The sequence below is a fragment of the Pseudomonas sp. P9_31 genome (assembly GCF_034008235.1).
Classification (GTDB): Bacteria; Pseudomonadota; Gammaproteobacteria; order Pseudomonadales; family Pseudomonadaceae; genus Aquipseudomonas.
Genome location: NZ_CP125375.1, coordinates 3,682,968 through 3,709,640, shown reverse-complemented (window position 1 = coordinate 3,709,640; position 26,673 = coordinate 3,682,968). Strand labels below are relative to the sequence as shown.

Sequence of the window (26,673 nt, the reverse complement as noted above, 5' to 3'; positions counted from 1 at the left end):
TCAATTCAATTAATGAAAAAAACTGTACGGGCTCTATCCTGTCACTCAATCGATACCGGGCGTCCCCGGCTTTTTTTACGGATCATGAGTGTTTTATGTTGCTGGCAAGTTTCTTCGGCGTTGTCATGGGCCTGGTGCTCGGCTTGACCGGTGCCGGTGGCGGCATTCTTGCGGTGCCGGCCCTCGTACTCGGGCTGGGTTTGACCATGACTCAGGCAGCGCCGGTGGCGCTGTTTGCGGTGGGCAGTGCGGCGGCGATCGGTGCGATCGACGGTTTGCGCCATGGCCTGGTGCGCTATCGCGCGGCGTTGTTGATTGCTTTGCTCGGCGCGGTGTTTTCGCCGGTGGGCATCTACTTCGCCCATCAGTTGCCGGAAAAGAGCCTGATGGTTTTGTTCAGTCTGCTGATGGTCATGGTGGCCTGGCGGATGCTGCGCCGGGAAAAGCACGACGACGGCCCCAGCGATCACGGCCACGCCAACTGGGGCCAGAAGAACTGCATGCTCGATCAGCAGACCGGGCGCTTTTCCTGGACCGCCAAATGCACCGCCACCCTGGCGGCACTCGGCGCGGTGACCGGCGTGGTGTCGGGGCTACTTGGGGTCGGTGGCGGCTTTCTGATTGTGCCGGCGTTCAAGCAGCTGACCGATGTGCAGATGCGCGGGATTGTGGCCACGTCGTTGATGGTGATCAGTCTGATTTCGGTGATCGGCGTGATCGGCGCGTTTCACGCCGGGGTGCGGATCGATGGTTTGGGCGGGTCATTCATTGTCGCCAGCATCGTCGGGATGATCCTCGGTCGAAAACTCTGCGCGCGGGTGCCGGCCCGAGGGCTGCAGATCGGTTTTGCCAGCGTCTGCGTGGTGATCGCCGTTTACATGCTGTTCAGAGCGCTCGCCTAGCGGACACCGGTGCCCGTGGACGCCAGTCGGGTCCGCAGGCTTGCGTCGGCACAACGCAGATCCCCTGTGGGAGCGAGCCTGCTCGCGATGAGGGCCTAATATTCAGCGAATATGTTGAATGTAAGTCCGCCATCGCGAGCAGGCTCGCTCCCACAGGGGATCTGCAGTGTCTTATAGATTCTGAAAGTCCTCTCATCCCATCGAACCACCCACCCACTACCCAAGTAGCATTCGCCAGTACCCGCAGGCTTCGTACACTCGTGCCTCATACAGGCGCACCGGCGGGGAGCGAGGATGCAGCAGGTTCAGAACGACGGTGTGGTCAGTGCCATGTCCCAGGCCACCGATGCCCAGCAAGCGGCCCAGGATCTGGCGCGACAACTCTTGCACCCGCATTTGGGCTTCGTGCTGTTCTTCTGTTCCGCCGAGTATGACTTGCAGGCGCTGGGGCAGGCATTGCAACAGAGCTTTGGCGGCATACGTCTGGTGGGCTGCACCAGTGCCGGAGAAATCACGCCCCAAGGCTACGGTCGCAGCTGCGTGACGGCGGTGGGCTTCGATCATCGGCACTTTTCCATCTCCACCGAACTGATCGACGAAATGGAGCATTTCAGCCTGATCGATGCCCAGCAAATGGTCGAACGCCTGGTCAGTGGCTGTCGCAGCAACACCCTGGCGCCGATCAAGGGCAACAGCTTTGCCCTGACCCTGCTCGATGGTCTGTCCAGCCGTGAAGAGATGGTGCTCGCTGCCTTGAGCGCGGCGTTGGGCGATATTCCGCATTTCGGCGGTTCGGCCGGCGACGACAACTACCTGACCCACACCCATGTGTATTTCGGCGGCGAGTTTCACAGTGGCGCGGCGGTGGTGGTGCTGGTCAATACCTGGCTGGACTTCGAAGTTTTCACCACCCACCACATTCTGCCCAGGGCCGAAAAACTGGTGGTCACCGCCGCCGACAGCGCCTCGCGCCGGGTGTTCGAACTCAATGCCGAACCGGCCGCCGAAGAGTACGCCCGGCATATCGGCGTGGCGGTGGCCGACCTCGATTACCGGATCTTTGCCGCGCACCCGTTGGCGGTGCGGATCAACGATCAGTATTACGTGCGGGCGATCCAGCAGGTGCATCCGGACCTGAGCCTGAGTTTCTACTGTGCGGTGGAAAACGGCATCGTTCTGACCGTCATGACCCCGGGCCCCATGCTGCCGAATCTGCAAAGCCTGTTCGACGGTTTGCAGGCGCGTCTCGGGGACCTTTTGCTGACGATTGGTTGCGACTGTTTTCTCAGGCGTCTGGAGCTGGAAGACGACGGCAGTCTCGAGCAGATCGGGGCGTTCTTGCGGGACCAGCGGGTGATGGGTTTCAACACCTACGGAGAACAGTTCAATGGCATGCACATCAACCAGACCTTCACCGGGGTTGCCATTGCCCGAGGACGCGCCCCTGGACAGCGCTGACCTTCAGGCGCAGATCGCCAGCCTGCGGCACGAAAACCAAAAACTGCAGCGCATTAATGACGCGTTGATCGAGCGCATCGAATCCGGCATCACCCGGGGCAACGACCCGTATGCGGCGTTCCAGCACTCGGTGGTGCTGGCCGAACAGGTGCGTGAGCGCACCGACGCCCTGAACCAGGCCATGGCCGAACTCAAGGCTGGCAATCATTTGCTCAGTGAGGCGCGGCTGCGCGCCGAGACCGCCCATCAACACTTGATCGACGCCATCGAAAGCATTTCCGACGCCTTTGTGCTGTTCGACGCCGAGCAGCGGATCGTGTTGTTCAACAGTCGCTTCAAGGCGTTCTGGGGCAACAGTCGGGTGCGGATCAACGCCGGGATGCGCCTGCGCGAGGTCAAACGGTTGATGACCGGGGCCGGGCTGTTCAGCGAAGAACCCCGGGGGCACGGCGACGAAAACCTGCTCTACCGCCTGCACAACGGGCGCTGGCTGCAAGTCAGCGAACGGCCGACCCAGGAAGGCGGGCGGGTGATCCTGTTCACCGACATAACTGACGTCAAACTCAGCGAAACCCTGCGCCGCGAGCAGGCGGTGGCGCAGAAATCACACTTGTTGCAGCGGGCGGTCGACAACCTGTCCCAAGGGGTGGCGATGGTCAACGCCGAGGGCATTCTGGAACTGTGGAACCGGCGCTTCCTGGAACTCAGCGGCCTGGCGCCGGTGGCGGCCCATCGGCCGTTCGCCGAAGTGATCGCCGACAGCGAACTGAACCTGCTGACCCCGGCCAGTCGCGATGCCAACGGGCGGTATGTGCAGGAATGCGAGCAGCGCCTCTACGATGGCCGGGTCCTGGAAATCCGCACCCATCCGTTGCCCACCGGCGGCTTCGTCAACACCTTCACCGACATCACCGAACGCTACCAGCACGCCGAAGCCCTCAGTGAAAGCGAGCGCTGGATTCGCCTGATCACGGACCACGTGCCGGCGCTGATCGCCTACCTGAATGCCGATCTGGTCTACGAGTTCACTAACAAAGTCTACGAACAATGGTACTGCTGGCCCCGGGGCGTGATGCTCGGGCAGAGCCTGCGCGAAGTGCACAGCGAGCAGCATTATCAGCGCCTGGAGGCCTATGTGGCCCGGGCCCTGGCCGGCGAAAGCGTGACGTTCGAGTTTGCCGAAACCAACATCAACAATCAGGAGCGCTACATGCTGCGCTCCTATGTGCCCAACCGCCTGGCCAGCGGGGAAGTGGTGGGGATTTTCGTACTGATCCGCGACATCACCGAACGCCGGCGCACCGCCGAGGCGTTGCATCAGGCCTATCAGAACCTTGAGTTGCGGGTACGCGAACGCACCACCGAGCTGACCACCCTCAATGACCAATTGCTGCGCGAAATCGAGGAGCGCCGCCGGGTGGAATCACGTTTGCGCGAGGCCAAGCTCGAGGCCGAGCAGGCCAACCTGTCGAAGACCAAATTTCTCGCGGCGGTCAGCCACGATCTGCTGCAACCGCTGAATGCCGCGCGGCTGTTTACCAGCGCCTTGCTGGAACGCCGAGAGCCGGAGGCCAACGAAACGCTGGTGCGCAATGTCAGCAATTCCCTGGAAGACGTGGAAAACCTGCTGGGCACCCTGGTGGACATTTCCAAACTCGATGCCGGGGTGATCAAGGCCGACATTGCGCCGTTCGCCCTGAGCGAATTGCTGGAAAACCTCGCCGCCGAATACACCCAAGTGGCCCGCAGTGAAGGGCTTGAGCTGCATTTCATCCCGTGTTCGGCGCTGGTGCGCAGCGATATTCAATTGCTCGCGCGGATTTTGCGCAATCTGCTGAGCAATGCCATTCGCTACACCTACAGCGGGCGAGTAGTGCTCGGCTGCCGGCGTCATCATCAGCGGCTGACCATCGAAGTCTGGGACAGTGGCATGGGCATTGCTGAACACCGTCTGGAGGAGATTTTTCAGGAGTTCAAACGCGGTGACGTACAGCGCCCGGATCAGGATCGCGGCTTGGGGCTGGGCCTGGCGATTGTGGAGAAAATCGCCCGTATTCTCGGCCACCGGATTCACGTGCGTTCATGGCCGGGCAAGGGCTCGATGTTTTCCGTCGAGGTGCCGTTGAGTGCCACGGCGCCGAAGGCGTTGCCGAACCTGCTGATGAGTGAGCCGATGCTCGAGCGCCTGCGCGGTGCCCGGGTGTGGGTGCTGGACAACGACGCGGCCATTTGCGCCGGGATGCGCACCTTGCTCGAAGGTTGGGGCTGCCGGGTGATCACGGCGCTGTCGGAGGAGGACCTGGCGCGGCAAGTGGATAATTATCACGACGAAGCCGACCTGCTGATCGCTGACTATCACCTGGATGACGAGCAGAACGGGGTCGACGCCGTGGCTCGCATCAACGCCCGTCGCGCATCGGCGATCCCGGCGATGATGATCACTGCCAACTACAGCAACGAACTCAAACAGCAGATCCGCGAACTGGGCCATACCCTGATGCACAAACCGGTGCGGCCGATGAAGCTCAAGACGGCGATGAGTCATTTGCTTGGCCGGCCTTGAGCTGATCGTTCCCACGCTCCGCGTGGGAATGCAGCCCGGGACGCTCTGCGTCCCTTCCAGAGCCGAACGCGGAGCGTCCGTTGAGGCATTCCCACGCAGAGCGTGGGAACGATCATCAACGCCGCAAATACGACCCGAAATCAATATCCCCGGCACTCAAAATCGCCTGCACCCGATTGTGCACATTGAGTTTGCGCAATATCGCCGAGACGTGGGCCTTGACCGTGGTTTCGGCGATTTCCAGGGTGTAGGCGATCTGTTTGTTCGATTCGCCTTTGGTCATGCGCTCAAGTACCAGCAACTGCTTGCGGGTCAGTGCCTGGAGCAACTCCGGCGGGAAACTCGGGGTGTCGTTCATACGGCGATGAGTGCTGCTTTTTTGCGTGCGGATGATGTCCGGCGGCAGGTACACGTTGCCATTGAGAATCTGCTGGATCGCCTCGGTCATCTGCACCCGAGGCGATGACTTGGTGATGAACCCCACCGCGCCATAGGTGATGGCTTGCAGCACGATTTGTTTGTCCTGTTCGGCCGAGACGATCACCACCGGAATGGTCGGCGCTTCATTGCGCAGGTTGATCAGGCCGTTGAGGCCGTGCATGCCGGGCATGTTCAGGTCGAGCAGAATCAGGTCCAGGTCGTCGTGTTCCTGGGTCAGGGCCAGGGCACTGTCGAGGTCGGCGGTTTCCATGACCTCGCTGCCGGGGAAACCGTCGCTGATGACGTTATGAATGGCTTCGCGAAACAGCGGGTGATCGTCGGCAATCAGAATTTTGTACATGGCCTTTCACCTCATTATTTTTTTGATCGGGGTGTGGCAACAACACGCAAGCGTTCAAGTCAGGGAAAGGGCTCGGGCCGGGCGAGGGGCACGGGCAGATTCGCCGCCGACGGTTGCGCGAGGTCGCCTGCGGTCAATGCCTTCAGGTTACGCGCAAAACAGTCCTGCCGCGGCATGGGGGGTCAGCCCTTGTAGTCATGAACCCATTACATGCCAGTCGCGGTGCGTTTGGAATGCGACGATAGACAGGTAAACCAGTACCAAAGTAGTAATTTTGACCTGTTCAACACAAATCTCCTGTGGGAGCGGGCTTGCCCGCGATGAGGCCATCACATCAGCATTACTGTCGACTGACACACCGCCATCGCGGGCAAGCCCGCTCCCACAGGGATTAGTGTTGTTATCCGGTTTTGCGCAAGGCCGCATGCTGCGGGTTGAAGGTGAGTACCGCCAGCAGGGCGAACACCAGCGTCAGCCCCACGCACACCACCAGCGCCAACGGGTTGAAGCGTTCGTACAGCGCAAACCGCACCAGTTCCACCGCATGGGTAAACGGGTTCAAGGCGCACAACCCATACAACCACTCGCTGGATTCGCGCATTTTCCACAGCGGATACAGCGCCGACGACAGGAAAAACAGCGGGAAGATCACGAAGTTCATCACCCCGGCGAAGTTCTCCAGTTGGCGGATGGCGTTAGACAGCAACAGGCCCAGTGCGCTGAGCATCAACGCCACCAACAGCAACGCCGGCAACGCCAGCAACAAACCCATGGCCGGCGGTTGCACGCCGTACAGCCAGGCAATCGCCAGAAAGGCATACACCTGCAACAGCGAAATCAGCGACGTCGCCAGCAATTTGCTGCACAGCAGGAAGGTCCGGGGCAGGGGGCTGGTCAGCAGAACACGCATGCTGCCCATTTCCCGGTCGTAAACCATCGACAGCGAACCTTGCATGCCGTTGAACAACAGGATCATGCAGGCCAGGCCCGGGATGATGTAAACCTCATAGGGAATGTAGGTGTCGTAGGGCTCGATGATGGCGATGCCCAGTGCCGCGCGGAACCCGGCAGCGAACACCAGCAGCCACAACAACGGCCGCACCAGTGCGCTGAGAAACCGCGTGCGCTGTAAAACAAAGCGCAGCCATTCGCGCAGTACGATGCCGCTGAAACATTGCCAGTAAGCGTTCATTGGACGACTGCCCCTGAAGAGACCGAGGTGGTCAGGTGAGCGAAGGCCGATCCGAGGTCGCCGCCATGTTCCAGGCTCAGGGCGCCTGCCTGCCCGCTGGCGACCAAACGGCCTTGATGCAGGATCAGCAAGTCGTCCCTGGGCTGCACCTCATCGAGCAAATGGGTGGTCCAGAGCACGCTGATGTTTTGCTCGCGGCACAGGCTGCGGATGTGTTGGTTGAGCGCCAGGCGACTGGCCGGGTCGAGGCCGACGCTGGCCTCGTCGAGCAGCAACAGGCTGGGCTCGTGCAGCAACGCGCGGGCGATTTCCACCCGCCGACGATGGCCGCCATTGAGTTCGCGCACCCGTTCGCGACGGCGTTCGGTCAGGGCCTGACGTGCCAGTTCGGCATCGACCCGAAGGCCGGTCTGGCGTCGGGACAGGCCATGCAGCGCGGCGTGATAACGCAGGTTCTGCTCGACGCTGAGGTCCAGATCCAACGTGCTTTGCTGAAACACCACACCCAGTTGCTTGAGCGCCGGACGTGGCGAGGTGCGCAAGGAACAGCCGCCGACCCGAATATCACCGCGCTGCACATCATAAAGACGGGTGAGCAGGGCGATCAGGGTCGATTTGCCCGCGCCGTTCGGTCCAAGCAGCGCCGCAAAGCGCCCCGGTGCCAGGCTGAAACTCACCTGACGCAAGGCTTCGCGCGCGCCATAGGCGAAACTCAGGTCGCTGACTTCAAGGGCGTTCATGGCGTCACCACCACGCCCCACGGATAGCGCCCGACCTTCACCGATTTAGTCACCTTGAGGCTGTCGACATCGATCACCGACACATCGCCACTGACGCCATTGGTGGCCAGCAATTGGCGTTGATCCGGGGTGAACGACATCTGCCAGACCCGTCGGCCCACCAGCAGGTAATCAAGGATCTCGAAGGTCTTGGCGTCGATCACCGCCACATGGTTGGCCGGGCCGAGGGCGACGAAACCATACTTGCCGTCGGCGCTGAGTTTGATCCCCACCGGCTGAACCTTGTCCGGGTGGACGCCCTTGATCTGGAAGGTCAGGGTCTTGAGGATCTTGCGGCTGGCAACGTCGAGAATCGTCACCGTGCCGCCGATTTCCGCCGAGGCCCAGAGCTGCGATCCATCGGGATTGAATTCGACGAAACGCGGCCGCTGGTCCACCAGCGTATTGTCGGCCAGGGTCTGGGTGCCGGTGTCGATCCAGTGCAGCATGTTGGTGGTTTCACTGGTGTTCACCGCCCACTTGCCGTCGGGGCTGACGGCCATGCCTTCGGGCTCGACGCCGACGTTGATCTGCCCGAGCACCTTGGAAGTTTCGGTGTCGATCACCGTCACCAGCGCATCGTCTTCGTTGGAGACGTACAACCAGCGATTGTTGGGGTGCAGGGCGAATTGCTCGGGGTCTTTGCCTGAGGGCAATTCCTTGATGATCTTGCGCGTGGCGACGTCCATCACCTGGACCCGGTCCGAATCACTGGCGCAGATGTACAGCAGCTTGTTGTCGTGGGACAGCAACAGGCCGCGCGGGCGCTGGCCGACGGGCAGGGTGTCGGTGACTTGCAGGGTCTGCATATCGATCAGGCTCAGGCTGTTGTCCTTTTCGTTGGAGACCCAGGCGGTGCTGGCAGCGGCGTGCCCGGCGGCGAGCAGCAGGGCGCAGGAAAGCAGGGTGCGGCGCATGGCAGATTCCTTATTGTTGTTGTCGTGAAAAAAGGGATCAGAGAAAGCGGCAGCTGACCTCGGCTTTGTCGTAACCCAGGCTGTCCATTTCGTTGAAGGGGTGCAGGAAACCGTCTTGCGGCGAGGTGCTGACCAATGCCCGGGGTTGCACGATGGGGATCGGTTGGCGCAATTGACCGTTCCACGGCCGATAACTGAGTTTGCGACCCTTGAAGCCGTCCAGCGGCAATTGATCGCTGATTTCAAGCGTACGGATCGCCATGGCATCGGCCTGACGCAGTTTGCCCACCGCGCTGGCGATGCTGCGTACGGCCATCCACGCGGCGAAATCCCGGTCGTTCATCCAGCGCCCGGCCAGGGCTTCGAAGCGTTTTTGCAACTGCGCGGCGCCGTAGGTTTCCACGGTCTTGTGCCAGCCCAACGGGGTCAGGCCCTGAGTGCCGGCGACCGGCCGTGGATACCAGGTCTGGTAGGGCACGTACTCGCCGAAGTCGCCGCGTTCATCCGCCACCAGCACCACGTCGTACTCGGCGGTCTGGGTGAACAGCGGCATGTCGGCCTGGGCGCTGCGGCGCTGGTCGTTATCGAAGCTCCAGGCTTTCTCCGCCACCAGTTGCAGGCCGAAGCGTTTGGCCGCCCGACGCAGAGCGGCGGCATAGGCTTGATCGTCGGCGGTCGGGCCGACGATCAGCAGTGCTCGTTGCCATTTGCGCACCACCAGAAATTGCGCGAGCGCATCGGCCAGCATCGCCCGGCTTGGCAGGCTGTGCAGCACATTCGGCAAGCAATCGGTGCTGCGCAGGCTGTCATCGGGGCTGCCGGCATTGAACAGCAAGCTGTCGGGTAGCACGGCGCTGAGCCGGCGCAGGGTTTCCGCTGGTGCATTCACCACAAACAGGCGTAGGCCTTGTTCGTGTTGGGCTTTGGCCGCTTCGATCAGCGCATCCGGATTGTCGACGCTGGCGCTGACCAGGCTGTAGCTGTGATTGAGGAAACGCCCGGTGCTGTTGCTGTCGATGATCGCCAGTTCCGCGCCACGCAGGCCGGCGTCGGTGGGTTCGGGAATGACGTTCGACAGCAACGGGCCGGGATCGGGGCGATAGCCCAGGTAGCCGATCCGCACCTGCAACGGCGCATCCGCGGCCTGGCTTTGGGTCGCCAGCCCGGCGGCGCAGGCAATCGCCAGCAAGTAGATCAAGGCGTAAGGGGCAAGCTGGCGCATAAGGCTCTCCATTACAGGTAGCGCCAGCATAGGAACCCTGGACGGATGGGGAAATATGCAGAAAGTACCGATGGGCCAGTACCAAGGTAGTAACGAGGCCCGAAACGCACTAGGGCCTGCGCCACAAGCCCTACTACCAAGGGACTAGACCGTGACCACCAAAGCAGCATGGGGCCTGCGCGAAGCCGTTCCTAAGATGGGTGCCATAGCCTCTGCAAAGAGGTTTTGCGTGCAACCTTGAGGGCATAACAATGACAACAAAACGCAACGCCTTGCTCGTTGCCGGACTGCTGGCCGGTTTCATCAGCGCAGGTTCTGTCTGGGCTCACGGCAACGTGGTACCCCAAGCCGTCGAAACCAAGGGACTGACCCCGATCAAGGATGCCGGTGTGCAGGTCGATGCCGATGGTTGGGCGGCGGCGAACCCTTACCGTGCCTCCCCGGAGCACGATAAAGCGTTGGAAATCGGTTCTTCGGCCTACAACCAGAACTGCGCTGCCTGTCATGGCCTGGAAGCCAAGTCCGGCGGCATCGCCCCTGACTTGCGCATGCTCGACGTCGGTGAGGCTGGTGATGAATGGTTTGTCGAACGCGTGCGTCATGGCGCTGTGCGTGACGGCCGGGTGTACATGCCCAAAATGGCCGACTACCTGAGTCAGGAAGCCTTGTGGGCGGTGCGTACCTACCTGGACAGCGTGCACGTCGAGGAGTGACCCATGCGTTTGCTCGCGGTGTTGATCAGCGCTGTCTGGCTGTGCTGCCAGACAGTGCAGGCGCAGGTCCGTACCTATGACGAAATGATCGCCGCCGCCGAGCTGAAAGTTGCGGTCTACAAGGACTTCGCCCCCTACAGTTTTGAAGAGGCAGGCCAGGCTCGCGGGGTCGATGTCGAACTCGCCCAGGCCCTGGCCAAGGCCATGGGGGTACGCCTGAAACTGATTTGGGCACCCGCCGGGGAAAAGCTCGACGACGACCTGCGCGATTACATCTGGCGGGCCAGTCAGCTGCACAATCAGCAACTGGCCGACCTGATGATGCGCGTGCCCTACGATCGCGATTACTCACAGAAGCGCAATGAACTGGGCGAGCTGGAAAACGGTCATGTGGTGATGTTCGGGCCGTACCAGACCGAACAATGGCAGGTCGCTTATGACCGTCGTCGGCTGGACTCGGTGGCCAGCGTCGCGGTGTTCCAGCAACACCCGATCGGCGTCGAAGTCGACAGCGTGCCGTCGTTTTACCTGACCTCGGTGTTCAACGGCATGCTCGCCGCCAAGACCCACCATTACCCAAGCGTGCCCCAGGCCTTTGCCGCCATGAAGGCCGGTGAAGTCGATGCGGTGATGGCCATGCGCGGCGAGATCGACTGGCAAGTCCATCAGGCTGCCGACCCGCAAGTGGCGCTGGCGGAAAACGCCTACCCGAACATGGGCAAGCAGCTCTGGGAAATCGGCATGGCGGCGCATGAAAGCAACCGGCAACTGGCCTATGCCGTGGAAGAGGCGCTGGAAGCGTTGATTCGCGAGGGCGCGGTCAAAAGCATTTATGCCCGTTACGGCCTGCGCTATGACGTGCCAGACATGTACCAATAGGAACGGGCTGCCTGACACACCGCCTTCGCGAGCAAGCCCGCTCCCACAGGATTCAGTGTCTATCGCAAGAATGTGGGTGGTCCTCATCTCCTCCGACCCGGTACTAAGGAACTAGCAATCTCCGCACTGCGGGCAATTGTTGCAAGGGCGGCGGCGCTCAAGAATCTGCACCAGACCGGGAAAATTTCCCGGGTATAACAAAAACCGCAGAGGTAGCCGTCATGACCCAACCCGCACGTCGCCAACCCTTCGCCTCGAGCGTGCTGCTCAGTGCCATGCTGTTGTCCGGCCAGGCATTGGCCGCAGTCTCCGATCAAGACATCCTCCAGGACCCGAAAAATCCGGAACAGGTCGTCACCAATGGCCTGGGCGTCCAGGGGCAGCGCTACAGCCCGCTGGACACCCTCAATGTCGACAACGTGAAGGATCTGCGCCCGGTCTGGGCCTTTTCGTTCGGCGGGGAAAAACAGCGCGGTCAGCAGGCGCAGCCGATGATCAAGGACGGCGTGATGTACATGACCGGTTCCTACTCGCGGGTGTTCGCGGTGGATGCGCGCACCGGCAGGAAGCTCTGGCAATACGACGCGCGCCTGCCCGATGACATCCGCCCGTGCTGCGACGTGATCAACCGTGGTGTCGCGCTGTATGGCGATCTGGTGATTTTCGGCACCCTCGACGCCAAGCTCGTGGCCCTGAACAAGGACACTGGCAAGGTCGTCTGGAGCAAGAAAGTTGCCGACCACAAGGAAGGCTACTCCATCAGCGCCGCGCCGTTGGTGGTCAACGGCAAACTGATCACTGGTGTGGCCGGCGGCGAGTTCGGGGTGGTGGGCAAGATCGAAGCCTACGACCCGAAAAACGGCGATCTGCTATGGACCCGGCCAACGGTCGAAGGCCACATGGGCTACGTCTACAAGGATGGTAAAGCAGTAGAAAACGGCATCTCTGGCGGCGAAGCGGGCAAGACCTGGCCGGGCGATCTGTGGAAAACCGGCGGCGCGGCGCCTTGGCTGGGCGGCTACTACGACCCGGAAACCAATCTGCTACTGTTCGGCACCGGCAACCCGGCGCCGTGGAACTCGCACCTGCGCCCTGGCGACAACCTTTACTCGTCCTCGCGCCTGGCGCTGAACCCGGACGACGGCACCATCAAATGGCACTTCCAGAGCACGCCCCACGACGGTTGGGACTATGACGGCGTGAACGAGCTGGTGTCGTTCAACTACAACGAAGGCGGCAAAGAAATCAAAGCCGCGGCCACCGCGGACCGAAACGGTTTCTTCTACGTACTGGATCGCACCAACGGCAAATTCATCCGTGGCTTCCCGTTCGTGGACAAAATCACCTGGGCCAGCGGCCTGGATAAAAACGGCCGGCCGATCTACAACGAAGACAGCCGTCCGGGGGCGCCGGGCTCCGAAGCCAAAGGCAGTTCAGTGTTCGTCGCGCCAGCGTTCCTGGGGGCGAAAAACTGGATGCCGATGGCCTACAACAAGGACACCGGCCTGTTCTATGTGCCGTCCAACGAATGGGGCATGGACATCTGGAACGAAGGCATCGCCTACAAGAAAGGCGCGGCGTTCCTCGGTGCCGGTTTCACCATCAAACCGTTGAATGAAGACTACATCGGCGTGCTGCGCGCCATCGACCCGAAAACCGGCAAGGAAGTCTGGCGCCACAAGAACTTCGCGCCGCTGTGGGGCGGGGTGCTGACCACCAAGGGCAACCTGGTGTTCACCGGTACGCCGGAAGGTTTCCTGCAAGCGTTCAACGCCAAGACCGGCGAGAAAGTCTGGGAATTCCAGACCGGTTCCGGCGTGCTCGGCTCGCCCATCACTTGGGAAATGGACGGTGAACAATACGTCTCCGTGCTCTCTGGCTGGGGCGGCGCGGTACCGCTGTGGGGCGGGGAAGTGGCCAAGCGCATCAAGGACTTCAACCAGGGCGGCATGCTCTGGACGTTCAAGTTGCCTAAAGATCTGGTGGCGAAGCATTAACTCAAAATTCACCGCATAACCCTGTGGGAGCGAGCCTGCTCGCGATAGCGGTCTGACAGTTAACATCATTGTTGAATGTACTGGCCCCATCGCGAGCAGGCTCGCTCCCACATTAGTTGGTGTGAAACCTACTACCAAATAACGAGAATCCCCCTGCCAACGGCGCATTCGTCTGGCAGGCGGGGCTCTCTACTATCGGTTCATCGCCTGTTGGCTCGACAGGCATCGACCCAGACAGAGGCCCATCATGATCTACGCACAACCCGGAACACCCGGTGCTGTGGTTTCCTTCCAACCGCGCTACGGCAATTTCATCGGCGGCGAATTCGTTGCCCCAATCAACGGCGAGTACTTCACCAACACCTCACCGGTCACCGGTGAAGTGATCGCCGAGTTCCCGCGCTCCAGCGCCGCCGACATCGAAAAAGCCCTCGACGCCGCCCATGCCGCCGCCGATGCCTGGGGTAAAACCTCGGCGCAGGATCGCTCGTTGGTGCTGCTGAAAATCGCCGACCGCATCGAACAGAACCTGGAAATACTCGCTGTCACCGAAACCTGGGACAACGGCAAAGCCGTGCGCGAAACCCTCAATGCCGACGTGCCGCTGGCCGCCGACCACTTCCGTTACTTCGCCGGTTGCATCCGCGCGCAGGAAGGCGGCGCCGCCGAGATCAACGAACTGACTACCGCCTATCACTTCCACGAACCGCTGGGCGTGGTCGGGCAGATCATTCCGTGGAACTTCCCGCTGCTGATGGCCGCCTGGAAACTCGCCCCGGCCCTGGCTGCCGGCAACTGCATCGTGCTCAAACCCGCCGAACAAACGCCGCTGTCGATCATGGTGTTCGCCGAGCTGATCGCCGACTTGCTGCCGGCCGGCGTGCTGAACATCGTCCAGGGGTTCGGTCGCGAAGCCGGTGAGGCGCTGGCCACCAGCAAGCGCATCGCCAAAATCGCCTTCACCGGTTCCACCCCGGTGGGCGCGCACATCCTGCATTGCGCCGCCGAAAACATCATTCCAAGCACCGTTGAACTGGGCGGAAAATCGCCGAACATTTTCTTCGAAGACATCATGAACGCCGAGCCGCAGTTCATCGAGAAAGCCGCCGAAGGCCTGGTGCTGGCGTTCTTCAACCAGGGCGAAGTCTGCACCTGTCCGTCCCGGGCGCTGGTGCAGGAATCGATCTACGAACCGTTCATGGCCGAGGTGATGAAGAAGATCGTCAAGATCAAGCGCGGCAACCCGCTGGACACCGAAACCATGGTCGGCGCCCAGGCGTCCGAGCAGCAATACGACAAGATCCTCTCGTACCTGAAAATCGCTCAGGAGGAGGGCGCCGAGCTGCTCACCGGCGGCGCGGCCGAGCGTCTTGAAGGCGACTTGTCGAGCGGCTATTACATTCAGCCGACCCTGCTCAAGGGCCACAATAAAATGCGTGTGTTCCAGGAAGAAATCTTCGGCCCGGTGGTGGGTGTCACCACCTTCAAGGACGAAGCCGAAGCCCTGGCGATTGCCAACGACAGCGAGTTCGGCCTCGGCGCCGGCCTGTGGACCCGCGACATCAACCGCGCCTACCGCATGGGCCGGGCGATCAAGGCCGGGCGCGTCTGGACCAACTGCTACCACCTGTACCCGGCCCACGCCGCGTTCGGTGGCTATAAGAAATCCGGTGTCGGTCGTGAGAACCACAAGATGATGCTCGACCATTACCAACAGACCAAAAACCTGCTGGTGAGCTACGACATCAATCCGCTGGGGTTCTTCTAATTACCCAAGGGCACCAAAAAACCTGTGGGAGCGAGCCTGCTCGCGATGAGGCCAGAACAGTCAATATTGATGTTGACTGCAAGTCCGCTATCGCGAGCAGGCTCGCTCCCACATTTTGGTTTTGTGTGTTTCCAGGATCTGCGCAACACCTCCTACCAACGCACCCCACCCCCTCCTTCGAAAGTAGCATTCGGTCCCTTCGCCCTCCGTGCATTAATGGCTTTACCGGAATTGTCCGGCACAAGAAGAGGATTGACCCCATGTGGAATAAACCCGCGTTTACCGATCTGCGCATTGGCTTCGAAGTGACGATGTATTTCGCCAACCGTTGATTGATCGCCCGGTCAGCCGATGCGTTGGCCGGGCCTGCCCTCTGGAGCCTGCCATGCACATCCGTGTTCTCGGTTCCGCCGCTGGCGGCGGTTTTCCGCAATGGAACTGCAACTGCCGTCAATGCGCCGCTATGCGCAACGGCAACCTGCGCGCACAACGCCGTACGCAGTCGTCCATTGCCCTGAGCGACGACGGTGTGGAGTGGGTGCTCTGCAATGCTTCACCGGATATTCGCGCGCAACTCGAAAGCTTCCCGACGCTGCAACCGGCCCGACGCTTGCGTGACACCGCGATTGCCGGTGTCGTCCTGCTGGACAGTCAGATCGACCATTGCACCGGCCTGTTGAGCCTGCGCGAAGGCTGCCCGCATTCGGTCTGGTGCACCGAGCGGGTTCACGAAGACCTGAGCAGCGGCTTTCCCTTGTTCACCATGCTTAAACACTGGAACGGTGGCTTGCAGTGGCAACCCATCGGGCTGGACCGCGAACCGTTCAGCATCGCAGCCTGCCCACACCTGCAATTTCGCGCCATTCCATTGGTCAGCAATGCACCGCCGTACTCGCCCAATCGCGGCAATCCGCAACCAGGGGACACCATCGGCCTGTTCATCGAAGACCTGCGCAGCGGTGCATCGGTTTTCTACGCGCCGGGGCTGGGGCAGGTCGACGCCGAGGTATTGAGCTGGATGCAGCGCGCCGACTGCCTGCTGCTGGACGGCACGCTGTGGCGAGACGATGAAATGCGCGTGTGCGAAGTCGGCCAGAGCCTGGGCAGCGAAATGGGCCACCTGCCGCAAAGCGGCCCCGGCGGGATGCTCGAAGTGCTGGAGGGGTTCAATCGTCAGCGCAAGGTGCTGATCCACATCAACAACACCAACCCGATCCTCGATGAAGACTCGGCCGAGCGCACCTTGCTGGAGCGACGCGGGATTGAAGTGGCTCATGACGGCATGAGTATTGAGCTGTAGCGGATGGCCCCATCGCGGGCAAGCCCGCTCCCACAATGGACCTGCTTTGTGCAGAAAATCGGCTAAGACCCGGACTCCTGTGGGAGCGGGCTTGCCCGCGATGAGGCCGGACCAGACACCGCAAAACCCAACGGTTATTCCCCGGAGAACCGCAATGACTGACACCCCCATGACCCCCACCGAATTCGAAGCCGCCCTGCGCGCCAAGGGCGCCTGTTACCACATCCACCACCCATTCCACCAAGCCATGTACGCCGGGCGCGCCACCCGCGAGCAGATCCAGGGCTGGGTCGCCAATCGTTTCTATTACCAGGTGAACATCCCGCTCAAGGATGCCGCCATCCTCGCCAATTGCCCGGACCGCGACGTGCGCCGGGAGTGGCTGCAACGAATCCTTGACCATGACGGCGTCCCCGGCAGTGAAGGCGGCATCGAAGCGTGGCTACGATTGGGCGAAGCAGTGGGGCTGGAACGCGCTCAAATCCTCTCGCAAGAGTTGGTGCTGCCGGGCGTGCGTTTCGCCGTGGACGCCTACGTCAATTTCGCCCGCCGTGCGTGCTGGCAAGAAGCGGCCAGCAGCTCGCTGACCGAACTGTTCGCACCACAAATCCACCAGTCCCGGCTCGACGCCTGGCCCACCCATTACCCATGGATCGACCCGGCCGGTTACGACTATTTCCGTACGCGCCTGAGTCAGGCCCGGCGCGATGTCGAGCATGGTTTGCGCATCACCCTGGCGCATTACGTCACCGTCGAAGGCCAGCAACGCATGCTGGAGATTCTGCAATTCAAACTCGATGTGCTGTGGAGCATGCTCGACGCGATGAGCATGGCTTATGAGCTAGACCGCCGGCCGTATCACACCGTCACCACCGAGCGGGTCTGGCACCGGGGGATCGCCCTGTGAACCGGATCGAACAGCAACCCGGCCCACCGCTGTGGTTGTTGGCGGAGTTGACCTATCGCTGCCCGCTGCAATGCCCGTATTGCTCCAATCCCTTGGATTTTGCCCAACAGGGCGAAGAGCTGAGCACGGAAGAATGGATTCGGGTGTTCCGCGAGGCGCGGGAGATGGGCGCTGCACAACTGGGTTTTTCCGGTGGCGAGCCGTTGGTGCGCCAAGACCTGGCCGAGCTGATCAAAGCCGCGCGGGACATGGGTTACTACACCAACCTGATCACCTCGGGCATCGGCCTGACCGAACAGAAGGTCCGCGACTTCAAGATCGCCGGGCTGGACCATATCCAGATCAGCTTTCAGGCCGCCGATGAAGAGGTGAACAATCTGCTCGCCGGCTCGCGCAAGGCCTTCACCCAGAAACTGGCCATGGCCCGTGCGGTGAAAGCCCAGGGTTACCCGATGGTGCTGAATTTCGTCACCCATCGGCACAACATCGACCAGATCGCGCAGATCATCGAACTGTGCCTGGAGCTGGAGGCGGATTTCGTCGAGTTGGCAACGTGTCAGTTCTACGGTTGGGCCGAACTCAACCGCGTCGGCCTGCTGCCGACCCGCGAACAGTTACAGCGCGCCGAGCGCATCACCAATGAATACCGCCAGCGGCTTGAGGCCGAGGGCCATCCGTGCAAGCTGATTTTCGTCACCCCGGATTACTACGAAGAGCGCCCCAAGACCTGCATGAATGGCTGGGCCAACCTGTTTCTCGACATCACCCCGGACGGCACGGCGTTGCCTTGTCATAGCGCCCGCCAGTTGCCGGTGCAGTTTCCCAACGTGCGCGAGCACAGCATCGCGCACATCTGGAACGACTCCTTCGGCTTCAACCGTTTTCGCGGCGATGACTGGATGAAAGAGCCGTGCCGTTCCTGCGATGAAAAGCACAAGGATCTCGGCGGCTGCCGCTGCCAGGCGTTCATGCTTACGGGGGACGCGAGCAACGCCGACCCGGTGTGCAGCAAGTCACCGCACCACAGCGTTATTCTCAAGGCCCGGGACGAAGCCGACGCGCCGGGGCAGGGCATGGAACACCTGACCTTGCGCAATGAAAAGGCTTCGCGGCTGATCTATCGTGGATGAATCGAGAGCTGACACAAATCCCCTGTGGGAGCGAGCCTGCTCGCGATGGCGGAGTGTCAGACAACATCATTTTGACTGGAAGACAGCCATCGCGAGCAGGCTCGCTCCCACAGGGGATCTTCGGTGGATACAAAAACCGAGCACACCCCGGGCGGCTCGCTATCCATTGGTCTGATTGCATTCGCAGCCGGATGCTTTAGTGTGGACTTTACCTTTCAAAACAATAAAAACAGGCTTTCCAATGAGCCACAATCTCAGCCAGCTGCGTAAATTCGTTTCACCTGAAATCATCTTCGGTGCCGGCTGTCGGCACAACGTCGGCAACTACGCCAAGACCTTCGGCGCCCGCAAGGTGCTGGTGGTCAGCGACCCCGGTGTGATTGCCGCCGGTTGGGTCGCCGATGTCGAGGCCAGCCTGCAAGCCCAGGGCATTGATTTCTTTTTGTATAGCGACGTTTCGCCCAACCCGCGGATCGAAGAGGTCATGCTCGGCGCCGAGCTGTACCGGGAGAATCACTGCGATGTGATCGTGGCGATCGGCGGCGGCAGCCCGATGGACTGCGGCAAGGGCATCGGCATCGTCGTCGCCCACGGACGCAACATCCTCGAATTCGAGGGCGTGGACATGTTGCGCATGCCCAGCCCGCCGCTGATCCTGATCCCGACCACCGCCGGCACTTCGGCCGACGTGTCGCAGTTTGTGATCATCTCCAATCAGCAAGAACGCATGAAATTCTCCATCGTCAGCAAGGCTGCGGTGCCGGACGTGTCGCTGATCGATCCGGAAACCACCCTGAGCATGGACCCGTTCCTGTCGGCCTGTACCGGCATCGACGCACTCGTCCACGCTATCGAAGCCTTCGTCTCCACCGGTCACGGGCCGCTGACCGACCCTCATGCGCTGGAGGCGATGCGGCTGATCAACGGCAATCTGGTGCAGATGATCGCCAACCCCAGCGACATCGCCCTGCGGGAAAAAATCATGCTCGGCAGCATGCAGGCCGGGCTGGCGTTCTCCAATGCGATCCTCGGCGCGGTGCACGCCATGTCCCACAGCCTCGGCGGATTCCTCGATCTGCCCCATGGCCTGTGCAATGCGGTGTTGGTGGAGCACGTGGTGGCGTTCAACTACAGCTCGGCGCCGGAGCGCTTCAAGGTGATTGCCGAGACTTTTGGCATCGATTGCCGTGGCCTGAATCACCGGCAGATCTGCGGGCGGCTGGTCGAACACCTGATCGCCCTCAAACACGCCATCGGCTTCCACGAAACCCTGGGCCTGCACGGGGTGAGTACGGCGGACATTCCGTTCCTGTCGCAACACGCCATGCACGACCCGTGCATCCTTACCAACCCGCGCGAATCCAGCCAGCGCGACGTCGAGGTCGTCTATGGCGAAGCCCTCTGACGAGCAACAACGGGCGCTGACCGGGTTACTGGGTTTAGGCAATCACTCGGCGCGCAAGAGTCATTATCCGGAACTGGCCGCGCGCCTGGATGAACTGGAAACCGAACGCAACCGCTACAAATGGCTGTTCGAAAACGCAGTGCACGGGATCTTCCAGGCCAGCCTGTTGGAAGGCATGCGCGCCGCTAACCCGGCACTGGCGCGGATGCTCGGCTATCAGGACCCGCAGGAGGTGCTGTTTTCCCTGACGGACCTGGCGGGCACGCTGTTCGTCGGTGGGGCGCAAGAGCTGGAAAGCATCGGCGAAATCCTCCAGCGCGAGCGCAGCCTGCTGGGCTATGAAACCCAGCTGCGGCGCAAGGATGGCAGCGTCCTCGATGTGTTGATGAACCTGCTGCTCAAACCGGATCAGGAAGGCCTAGTGGAGGGTTTTGTCGCCGACATCACCGAACGAAAACTGGCCCAGGAGCGCCTGCAACAACTCAATGACGAACTGGAGCAGCGGGTCACCGCGCGCACCAACGAGTTGCTGGACGCCAACCGCAATCTGCAACAGCAGATCGCCCAGCGCAAACAGATCGCAGAAGCCTTGCGCGATGCCCGTGATGCTGCCGAGGCGGCAAATCGCAGCAAGGACAAATACCTCGCCGCCGCCAGTCACGACTTGCTGCAACCGCTCAACGCCGCGCGTTTGCTGATCTCGACCTTGCGCGAACGCAAACTGCCCGACGTCGAGCAGGTGCTGGTGGAGCGCACGCATCAGGCGCTGGAAGGGGCCGAAGATTTGCTCACCGATCTGCTGGATATTTCCCGGCTCGATCAGGCCGCGGTGAAGCCGGACATTGCCCTGTACCGCCTCGACGAATTGTTCGCGCCATTGGTCTCGGAGTTTCAGTCAGTGGCTGCGGCAGCTGGGTTGAACTTGCGGGTGCGCATGGGCGATTACGCCATTCATACCGACTTGCGCCTGATGACGCGGATTTTGCGCAACTTCCTCAGCAATGCCTGCCGTTACACCGACGAAGGCTGCATTCTGCTGGGCGCCCGGCGCCGGGGGGATGCGCTGCGAATTGAAGTATGGGACACCGGGCGCGGGATTCCTGCGGATCGTCTCGACTCGATCTTCCTCGAATTCAACCAGCTGGACGTCGGGCGCGCCGCCGATCGCAAGGGCGTGGGCCTGGGACTGGCGATTGTCGAACGCATCGCCAAGATTCTCGATTACAGGATTCAGGTTCACTCGCTGCCGGGTCGCGGCTCGATGTTCAGCATCGAAGTACCGATTTCACATGAGATTCCACTGCCGATCAGTCAGGCCGCGCCGCAACTGAGTACCGGCAACCCGTTGCCGGGCCGGCGTCTGTTGGTGCTGGACAACGAAGTCAGCATTCTTGAAAGCATGAGCGCGCTGCTCGGCCAGTGGGGCTGCGAGGTGGTTACCGCCACCGACGAGGCCACCGCGCTGGTGGCCTTGCAGGGACAGGCGCCGGAACTGATTCTGGCGGACTATCACCTCGATCACGGGGTGGTGGGCTGTGAAGTGGTCCGGCATTTGCGCGAGTATTTCAGCCAGGCGATTCCGGCGGTGATCATCACCGCCGACCGCACCGACCAGTGTCGGCGCTCATTGCAGCGCCTCGACGCGCCGCTGCTGAACAAACCGGTGAAGCCCGGCAAGTTGCGCGCGGTGCTGACTCAGCTGTTGGCGTAGCGAGGGTTGAAAAGATTGCAGCCTGGGGCTGCGCACCGTTCAAAGTGGGAGCGAGCCTGCTCGCGATAGCGGTCTGACATTCAACTTGGATGTGGGCTGACAGTCCGTCATCGCGAGCAGGCTCGCTTGTATGGAATTTTGTTCAGGCAATGGTCATCGGCGGCATGGTGCCCAGTAGCGAAACCGCTGCCACCGCGCCAATCCCCAGCAACCACTCCAGCATGACGCTGGCACGCAACTGTCCCAAATGCTGCTGGCAATCCTTGACCCGCCGTCGATTGAACAGTGCCAACCCCAACATCCCGATCACCAGCACAACCTTGATCAACAGGATCAGCGCAAACCCGGACAGCAACGGTGTCGGCCAGAACACGCCGGTCAATACCCGCACGTTGATCAGCCCGGTCATCACCAGTCCCGCCACCAAGGCGTAACCGATCCCGCTGAAGCGTTGCAATATCGCGCTCAAGGGATGATCGGCCGGTTGGCGCAAGATCATCACCAGCAACATCAACCCACCAAGCCAGGCACCGACGCAGGCCAGGTGAATGATCTGGTTGAGGATCAGCAATTGGCCTTGCAGACCATCGAGCATGGCGCCATGACCGACCGGGGCAAGCGTCGCCAGCAGCAGGCTGGAAAGGCTGATGCGCCAAAGCGTACTGGAACGCCAAGGCGTCAGCAGCAGGGCCATGAGCAACAGATTGAGCAGCAGATGCCAACGCCAGACCTGACCGAAAAAGGTAGTGCTCAGCACCAGGCCTAGCGTCGTCGGATCGAATGCCGCATCCGCGGAGCCGGCCATGCTGGCGGTGATCAGCAGCAACCAGCCGACGCCACTGATTAACGCGATAGCGGTAAGCCCGCGAGTCACTCGCGCCAGAGACGGATCCAGCCACGCCGTTTCACGGCCCAACAGCAGAGGCCGGAACACCCAGGCCCCGAACAGCATCAGCACCACGGTGAAATGCAGAAAGCGGCACAGCACCAACGCATCGGTCATGAATTACTGACCGACCTTGAAGCGATAGGCGCCTTCACTCTTATGGGTGTCGACCGACACGGCATGCCATTCGACTTTGTAGTCGCCGGCGGCCAACGGCCCGGCCGGGGTGACGATCAGGGTTTTCTTGTCGCTGCCTTCGGTGGCGAGGTTTTTCACCGGCACGTCGGCGCCGTCCTTGCTGATCGTCACTTTGGTGAACGCCGCTTCAACCCCTTCGGAAAACTTCAGGCGCAGTTCTGCAGGCGCGCTGACGGTGCTGTCGGCCGCCGGGGTCTGGCTTTTCAGGTGTGCGTGGGCAAACACCGAAGAGGCAGCGAGCATCGAAGCGAGGAGGGCGGTGGCGGTCAGGGCGTTCTTGAACAACATCGTGAAGACCTCAGGGGCAGGTTCAAAGAGGCGGCCAGTTTACCTGCCACAAGACCTGCGTACGAAGTTTCGTTTTCCCCTGTCGCCCCGATCCAGAGCGGATGCTAGTCTTGACCAACGCTGTTGTCAGGGAGCCCTCATGGGCAATCACAAGATCGAGATTCGTCGCAGTAACGTCGAAAAAATTCTGCTGGGGGCCGAAAAAGTCTTCGCCGAAAAAGGTTTCGGCGGCACCGCCATGGCCGACATCGCCGCCGAAGTGCAACTGCCGCGTTCCAATCTGCATTACTACTTCAGCACCAAGAGCGAGCTGTACAGCGCGGTGCTGCTGGGTTTGCTGGAGGTCTGGAAGCAGGACGCCTTGTGCTTCGAGATGTTCGACGACCCGCGAGTGGTGCTCAGCAGCTACATCCGCGCCAAGATGAACCATTCCCGTAGCCGGCCGTACGGTTCGAAAGTCTGGGCCAACGAAATCATCCACGGTGCGCCGACCCTGGGTGAGAAACTGGACGCCAGCCTGTACGACTGGGCCAAGATGAAAGAAGCGAAAATTCGCCAGTGGGTGGAAGACAAACGCATCCTGCCGGTGGAGCCTTCCAGCCTGCTGTACATGATCTGGGCCTCGACCCAGCATTACGCCGATTTTGATCACCAGGTGAATATTCTTAATGATCACCAGCCACTGTCGGACATGCAGTTCGAGCGGGCGGTGCAGACGGTGACCAGTGTGATATTGCGTGGGATTGGGTTGGAGCCTTGAGGTTGGTGGTGTTAGGGATGGCCCCATCGCGAGCAGGCTCGCTCCCACATTAAATCTCTAGCGAACACAGTCTTTGCGCACGAAAGTGATCCATTGTGGGAGCGAGCCTGCTCGCGATGGCGTCCGTTCAGACGCCACTGATTTCAGGGGGCGACATGGTACGGATTTCTCGGATCATGATTCCAATCCAGAAACGGCTTGCCGGTATCCATCGGCACCATCTCGATGCAATCCTGCACCGGGCAGGTGATCTGACACAGGTTGCAGCCCACGCATTCATCATCGATCACTTCATATTTATGCGTCCCATCCGCCTGCTTAAGGCTCGCAATCGCCTGGTGCGAGGTATCTTCGCAAGCGATGTGGCAGCGACCGCAACCGATGCACGCCTCCTGATCAATCTTCGCAATCACCTGATAGTTGATGTCCAGGTACTTCCAGTCCGTGGTATTGCCCACCGCACGCCCGGAAAATTCTGACACGCTGGCGTAGCCCTGACTGTCCATCCAGCGTGACAAACCGTCCTTCATCTCCTCGACAATCCGGAAACCATGCAACATCGCCGCCGTGCACACCTGCACCGAGCCGCTGCCCAGCGCAATGAATTCAGCCGCATCGCGCCAACTGCCAATCCCGCCAATGCCACTGATCGGCAAGCCCTGGGTCTGCGGATCGCGAGCGATTTCGGCGACCATGTTCAACGCAATCGGCTTCACCGCCGAGCCGCAATAACCGCCATGGGTGCTTTGGTTGCCGACGGCGGGATTGGCGACCATGCGTTCCAGGTTGACGCTGGTGATCGAGTTGATGGTGTTGATCAGCGACACTGCATCAGCCCCGCCCCGGTAAGCGGCACGGGCGGCGACGCGGATGTCGGTGATGTTTGGCGTGAGCTTGACGATCACCGGCAGCGAGCAATAAGTCTTGCACCAGCGGGTGACCTGTTCGACGTATTCCGGCACCTGACCAACCGCCGCACCCATGCCCCGTTCCGGCATGCCGTGGGGGCAGCCGAAATTCAGCTCGATGCCATCGGCCCCGGTGGCTTCCACCAGCGGCAGGATGTTTTTCCACGACTCTTCGACGCAGGGCACCATCAACGACACGATCAGCGCGCGGTCTGGCCAGTCCTTTTTGACCTGGGTGATTTCCCGCAGGTTGATCTCCAGCGAACGGTCGGTGATCAGTTCGATGTTGTTGAAACCAAGCACCTCCCGATTAGCCCCGAAGTGTGCCGAGTAGCGCGACGACACGTTTACCGCCGCCGGGTCTTCACCCAGGGTTTTCCAGACCACACCGCCCCAGCCGGCCTCGAACGCGCGAACCACGTTGTAGGCTTTGTCGGTGGGCGGCGCGGAGGCCAGCCAGAACGGATTGGGGGCTTTGATGCCGGCGAAAACAATCGAGAGATCGGCCATTTACGCAGCCTCCACGTTGAGCATGAGTTGAGCGTTGATGGCCTCGGCAGCCAGCTTGCCGTGCTGCACGGCTTGCACGGTGAGGTCCTGATCGAGGCTGGTGCAGTCGCCGCCGGCATACACACCGGGAATGCTGGTGCGCAGATGTTCGTCGACGAGGATGCGGTCGCCCTGACGCTTGAGTTCACGGGCCAGCGGATCGGCGAGGGCGCTGTTGTCGAAGGCTTGGCCGATGGCTTTGAAGATCGCGGCGGCGGCCAGTTCGAAGGTTTCGCCGGTGCTTTGCAGGCGACCTTCCACCAACCGGGTGCGGGCGAAGCGCATGCCGCGCACCTTGCCCTGATCGTCGATCAGCACCTCTTGCGGTTGCGCCCAGGTCAGCAGTCGCACCTGATTGGCCTTGGCGATGTCCTGTTCGTGACCGGTGGCGCCCATGTCTTCAACGCCACGGCGGTACACCAGATTCACATCCCGGGCGCCGAGGCGGGCCATTTGCACGGCCATGTCGATGGCGGTGTTGCCGGCGCCCAAAACGATGCAGCGGTCAGCGAGGGGGAGTTGGGTCAGGTCATCGGCTTGGCGCAGTTCGCGGATGTAATCGGTGGCGGCGAGCAGGCCGGGGGCATCTTCGTGAGCGAGCCCCAACTGTTTGCTGGCGGCCAGGCCGAGGCCGAGGAACACCGCGTCGAATTGCTGATGCAGTTCGCTGAGGGTCAGGTTGTCGCCGAGCTTCTGCCCGTGGCGAATCTCGATGCCGCCGATCCCCATCAGGAATTCAAGCTCCTTCTGCGCGTAATCGTCCACCAGCTTGTACTTGGCGATCCCGTATTCGTTGAGGCCACCAGCCTTTTCCCTCGCCTCGAAAATCACCACGTCATGACCGTGCATGGCACTGCGGTGCGCGCAGGACAAACCGGCCGGGCCGGCACCGACCACGGCGATGCGCTTGCCGGTTGCGGCGGCGCGCTGGAACGGGTGTTCGCTGAAGTGGGCGTTGTCCACGGCATAGCGTTGCAACAGGCCGATCAGCACCGGCGCGCACTCCTGGGCGTTGTTACGCACGCAGGCTTGCTGGCACAGGATTTCCGTCGGACAGACCCGGGCACAACTGCCGCCGAGGATGTTGGCGGAGAGAATTTTCTGTGCCGCGCCCTGAACGTTTTCCTGATGGATATTGCGGATGAACGACGGAATGTCGATGTCACTCGGGCAGGCATTCACGCACGGCGCGTCGTAGCAATACAGGCAGCGCGAGGCTTCCAGATGCGCCTGACGGTCGTTGAGCGGTGGTGCCAGGTCGGTGAAATGGCCGGCGAGGGCGGCCGCGTCCTCATGGGGATGCGGGAGGTGGTTCAGGGTCTTGATCACGGTTTAAGGCCTCATGTTTTTTGAGGTGCTGCCTCTGGTGGGCATTGGTTTTTTATTGTCTGGGCGGTCGCTATCGCGAGCAGGCTCGCTCCCACAGGGAAATGCATTCCAAAATGTGGGAGCGAGCCTGC

The 26,673-nt window shown here is 61.3% G+C and carries 23 protein-coding genes; 14 read left to right on the top strand and 9 right to left on the bottom strand.

All coding sequences use genetic code 11. The features are described from left to right. Positions 1 to 95 precede the first annotated feature (95 nt). The 3 genes from QMK51_RS16165 to nahK all read left to right on the top strand — a co-directional run bounded on the left by QMK51_RS16165 (position 96) and on the right by nahK (position 4,923). Positions 96 to 902, top strand: a complete 807-nt coding sequence (locus QMK51_RS16165; protein ID WP_320390885.1) for a sulfite exporter TauE/SafE family protein — start codon at positions 96 to 98, stop codon at positions 900 to 902. A gap of 294 nt (positions 903 to 1,196) precedes the next feature. Beyond that, on the top strand, positions 1,197 to 2,360 hold the full coding sequence (nosP, locus tag QMK51_RS16160) for a nitric oxide-sensing protein NosP (protein WP_320390884.1): 1,164 nt from the start codon (positions 1,197 to 1,199) through the stop codon (positions 2,358 to 2,360). Continuing rightward, positions 2,329 to 4,923, top strand: a complete 2,595-nt coding sequence (gene nahK / locus QMK51_RS16155; protein ID WP_320394527.1) for a hybrid sensor histidine kinase/response regulator NahK/ErcS' — start codon at positions 2,329 to 2,331, stop codon at positions 4,921 to 4,923. The genes nosP and nahK overlap by 32 nt, the downstream gene beginning before the upstream one ends. A gap of 115 nt (positions 4,924 to 5,038) precedes the next feature. On the opposite strand, the gene QMK51_RS16150 is transcribed toward nahK, so the two are convergent. The 5 genes from QMK51_RS16150 to QMK51_RS16130 form a co-directional block, all read right to left on the bottom strand. Next, positions 5,039 to 5,704 (bottom strand): response regulator transcription factor, encoded by a 666-nt coding sequence (locus QMK51_RS16150; RefSeq protein ID WP_095055052.1) that lies wholly within the window; start codon positions 5,702 to 5,704, stop codon positions 5,039 to 5,041. Between the two features lie 400 nt (positions 5,705 to 6,104). Next, positions 6,105 to 6,896: an ABC transporter permease gene (locus tag QMK51_RS16145; protein WP_320390883.1), complete on the bottom strand. Its 792-nt coding sequence runs from the start codon at positions 6,894 to 6,896 to the stop codon at positions 6,105 to 6,107. Beyond that, the gene (locus QMK51_RS16140; protein WP_320390882.1) at positions 6,893 to 7,636 is read right to left on the bottom strand and encodes an ABC transporter ATP-binding protein; all 744 of its coding nucleotides are present in this window, start codon (positions 7,634 to 7,636) and stop codon (positions 6,893 to 6,895) included. Before QMK51_RS16140 ends, QMK51_RS16145 begins: the two co-directional genes overlap by 4 nt. After that, the gene (locus tag QMK51_RS16135; RefSeq protein ID WP_223487227.1) at positions 7,633 to 8,592 is read right to left on the bottom strand and encodes a YVTN family beta-propeller repeat protein; all 960 of its coding nucleotides are present in this window, start codon (positions 8,590 to 8,592) and stop codon (positions 7,633 to 7,635) included. Before QMK51_RS16135 ends, QMK51_RS16140 begins: the two co-directional genes overlap by 4 nt. 37 nt (positions 8,593 to 8,629) lie before the next feature. Then, entirely contained in the window at positions 8,630 to 9,814 is a 1,185-nt protein-coding gene (locus tag QMK51_RS16130) for an ABC transporter substrate-binding protein (RefSeq protein ID WP_320390881.1), read from the bottom strand. Between the two features lie 251 nt (positions 9,815 to 10,065). On the opposite strand from QMK51_RS16130, the gene pedF reads away from it, so the two are divergent. From pedF to QMK51_RS16080, 10 genes are all read left to right on the top strand, one after another. Next, positions 10,066 to 10,527 (top strand): cytochrome c-550 PedF, encoded by a 462-nt coding sequence (gene pedF / locus QMK51_RS16125; protein WP_320390880.1) that lies wholly within the window; start codon positions 10,066 to 10,068, stop codon positions 10,525 to 10,527. A gap of 3 nt (positions 10,528 to 10,530) precedes the next feature. After that, positions 10,531 to 11,406, top strand: a complete 876-nt coding sequence (locus tag QMK51_RS16120) for a substrate-binding periplasmic protein (protein WP_320390879.1) — start codon at positions 10,531 to 10,533, stop codon at positions 11,404 to 11,406. Positions 11,407 to 11,627: 221 nt separating this feature from the next. Beyond that, positions 11,628 to 13,403 carry a PQQ-dependent methanol/ethanol family dehydrogenase gene (locus QMK51_RS16115; protein WP_320390878.1) on the top strand — a complete coding sequence of 592 codons (1,776 nt, stop codon included), beginning with the start codon at positions 11,628 to 11,630 and terminating at the stop codon, positions 13,401 to 13,403. Between the two features lie 247 nt (positions 13,404 to 13,650). After that, positions 13,651 to 15,171 (top strand): aldehyde dehydrogenase family protein, encoded by a 1,521-nt coding sequence (locus tag QMK51_RS16110; RefSeq protein ID WP_320390877.1) that lies wholly within the window; start codon positions 13,651 to 13,653, stop codon positions 15,169 to 15,171. A 260-nt stretch (positions 15,172 to 15,431) separates the two neighbouring features. After that, complete coding sequence (pqqA, locus tag QMK51_RS16105) at positions 15,432 to 15,503, top strand: pyrroloquinoline quinone precursor peptide PqqA (RefSeq protein ID WP_010455123.1); 72 nt, start codon at positions 15,432 to 15,434, stop codon at positions 15,501 to 15,503. Between the two features lie 53 nt (positions 15,504 to 15,556). Next, the gene (gene pqqB, locus QMK51_RS16100; protein ID WP_320390876.1) at positions 15,557 to 16,471 is read left to right on the top strand and encodes a pyrroloquinoline quinone biosynthesis protein PqqB; all 915 of its coding nucleotides are present in this window, start codon (positions 15,557 to 15,559) and stop codon (positions 16,469 to 16,471) included. Between the two features lie 154 nt (positions 16,472 to 16,625). Beyond that, a complete protein-coding gene (pqqC, locus tag QMK51_RS16095) occupies positions 16,626 to 17,378 on the top strand; it encodes a pyrroloquinoline-quinone synthase PqqC (RefSeq protein WP_320390875.1) in 753 nt (250 codons plus the stop codon). Further along, on the top strand, positions 17,375 to 18,508 hold the full coding sequence (gene pqqE / locus QMK51_RS16090; RefSeq protein ID WP_320390874.1) for a pyrroloquinoline quinone biosynthesis protein PqqE: 1,134 nt from the start codon (positions 17,375 to 17,377) through the stop codon (positions 18,506 to 18,508). The genes pqqC and pqqE overlap by 4 nt, the downstream gene beginning before the upstream one ends. A gap of 241 nt (positions 18,509 to 18,749) precedes the next feature. Further along, complete coding sequence (gene ercA, locus QMK51_RS16085; protein WP_320390873.1) at positions 18,750 to 19,913, top strand: alcohol dehydrogenase-like regulatory protein ErcA; 1,164 nt, start codon at positions 18,750 to 18,752, stop codon at positions 19,911 to 19,913. Then, complete coding sequence (locus QMK51_RS16080; RefSeq protein WP_320390872.1) at positions 19,897 to 21,624, top strand: NahK/ErcS family hybrid sensor histidine kinase/response regulator; 1,728 nt, start codon at positions 19,897 to 19,899, stop codon at positions 21,622 to 21,624. Before ercA ends, QMK51_RS16080 begins: the two co-directional genes overlap by 17 nt. 142 nt (positions 21,625 to 21,766) lie before the next feature. Here QMK51_RS16080 and copD read toward each other — a convergent pair whose 3' ends face one another. Then, positions 21,767 to 22,627 (bottom strand): copper homeostasis membrane protein CopD, encoded by an 861-nt coding sequence (gene copD / locus QMK51_RS16075; RefSeq protein ID WP_320390871.1) that lies wholly within the window; start codon positions 22,625 to 22,627, stop codon positions 21,767 to 21,769. A 3-nt stretch (positions 22,628 to 22,630) separates the two neighbouring features. Continuing rightward, a complete protein-coding gene (gene copC, locus QMK51_RS16070) occupies positions 22,631 to 22,996 on the bottom strand; it encodes a copper homeostasis periplasmic binding protein CopC (RefSeq protein ID WP_320390870.1) in 366 nt (121 codons plus the stop codon). Positions 22,997 to 23,135: 139 nt separating this feature from the next. On the opposite strand from copC, the gene QMK51_RS16065 reads away from it, so the two are divergent. Then, complete coding sequence (locus tag QMK51_RS16065) at positions 23,136 to 23,756, top strand: TetR/AcrR family transcriptional regulator (RefSeq protein WP_223488653.1); 621 nt, start codon at positions 23,136 to 23,138, stop codon at positions 23,754 to 23,756. A gap of 143 nt (positions 23,757 to 23,899) precedes the next feature. Here the strand turns inward: QMK51_RS16065 and preA are convergent, their stop codons facing one another. Continuing rightward, entirely contained in the window at positions 23,900 to 25,174 is a 1,275-nt protein-coding gene (preA, locus tag QMK51_RS16060) for an NAD-dependent dihydropyrimidine dehydrogenase subunit PreA (protein ID WP_320390869.1), read from the bottom strand. Further along, positions 25,175 to 26,542 carry an NAD(P)-dependent oxidoreductase gene (locus QMK51_RS16055; RefSeq protein WP_320390868.1) on the bottom strand — a complete coding sequence of 456 codons (1,368 nt, stop codon included), beginning with the start codon at positions 26,540 to 26,542 and terminating at the stop codon, positions 25,175 to 25,177. It lies immediately after the preceding gene. Between the last annotated feature and the right edge of the window lie 131 nt (positions 26,543 to 26,673).

Excerpts from the sequence above, each read along its gene's own strand:
- QMK51_RS16165 (WP_320390885.1), top strand. The coding sequence starts at position 96 with ATGTTGCTGGCAAGTTTCTTCGGCGTTGTCATGGGCCTGGTGCTCGGC.
- nosP (WP_320390884.1), top strand. The coding sequence starts at position 1,197 with ATGCAGCAGGTTCAGAACGACGGTGTGGTCAGTGCCATGTCCCAGGCC.
- QMK51_RS16150 (WP_095055052.1), bottom strand. The coding sequence starts at position 5,704 with ATGTACAAAATTCTGATTGCCGACGATCACCCGCTGTTTCGCGAAGCC.
- QMK51_RS16145 (WP_320390883.1), bottom strand. The coding sequence starts at position 6,896 with ATGAACGCTTACTGGCAATGTTTCAGCGGCATCGTACTGCGCGAATGG.
- QMK51_RS16140 (WP_320390882.1), bottom strand. The coding sequence starts at position 7,636 with ATGAACGCCCTTGAAGTCAGCGACCTGAGTTTCGCCTATGGCGCGCGC.
- QMK51_RS16135 (WP_223487227.1), bottom strand. The coding sequence starts at position 8,592 with ATGCGCCGCACCCTGCTTTCCTGCGCCCTGCTGCTCGCCGCCGGGCAC.
- QMK51_RS16130 (WP_320390881.1), bottom strand. The coding sequence starts at position 9,814 with ATGCGCCAGCTTGCCCCTTACGCCTTGATCTACTTGCTGGCGATTGCC.
- pedF (WP_320390880.1), top strand. The coding sequence starts at position 10,066 with ATGACAACAAAACGCAACGCCTTGCTCGTTGCCGGACTGCTGGCCGGT.
- QMK51_RS16120 (WP_320390879.1), top strand. The coding sequence starts at position 10,531 with ATGCGTTTGCTCGCGGTGTTGATCAGCGCTGTCTGGCTGTGCTGCCAG.
- QMK51_RS16115 (WP_320390878.1), top strand. The coding sequence starts at position 11,628 with ATGACCCAACCCGCACGTCGCCAACCCTTCGCCTCGAGCGTGCTGCTC.
- QMK51_RS16110 (WP_320390877.1), top strand. The coding sequence starts at position 13,651 with ATGATCTACGCACAACCCGGAACACCCGGTGCTGTGGTTTCCTTCCAA.
- pqqB (WP_320390876.1), top strand. The coding sequence starts at position 15,557 with ATGCACATCCGTGTTCTCGGTTCCGCCGCTGGCGGCGGTTTTCCGCAA.
- pqqC (WP_320390875.1), top strand. The coding sequence starts at position 16,626 with ATGACTGACACCCCCATGACCCCCACCGAATTCGAAGCCGCCCTGCGC.
- ercA (WP_320390873.1), top strand. The coding sequence starts at position 18,750 with ATGAGCCACAATCTCAGCCAGCTGCGTAAATTCGTTTCACCTGAAATC.
- QMK51_RS16080 (WP_320390872.1), top strand. The coding sequence starts at position 19,897 with ATGGCGAAGCCCTCTGACGAGCAACAACGGGCGCTGACCGGGTTACTG.
- copD (WP_320390871.1), bottom strand. The coding sequence starts at position 22,627 with ATGACCGATGCGTTGGTGCTGTGCCGCTTTCTGCATTTCACCGTGGTG.
- copC (WP_320390870.1), bottom strand. The coding sequence starts at position 22,996 with ATGTTGTTCAAGAACGCCCTGACCGCCACCGCCCTCCTCGCTTCGATG.
- QMK51_RS16065 (WP_223488653.1), top strand. The coding sequence starts at position 23,136 with ATGGGCAATCACAAGATCGAGATTCGTCGCAGTAACGTCGAAAAAATT.
- preA (WP_320390869.1), bottom strand. The coding sequence starts at position 25,174 with ATGGCCGATCTCTCGATTGTTTTCGCCGGCATCAAAGCCCCCAATCCG.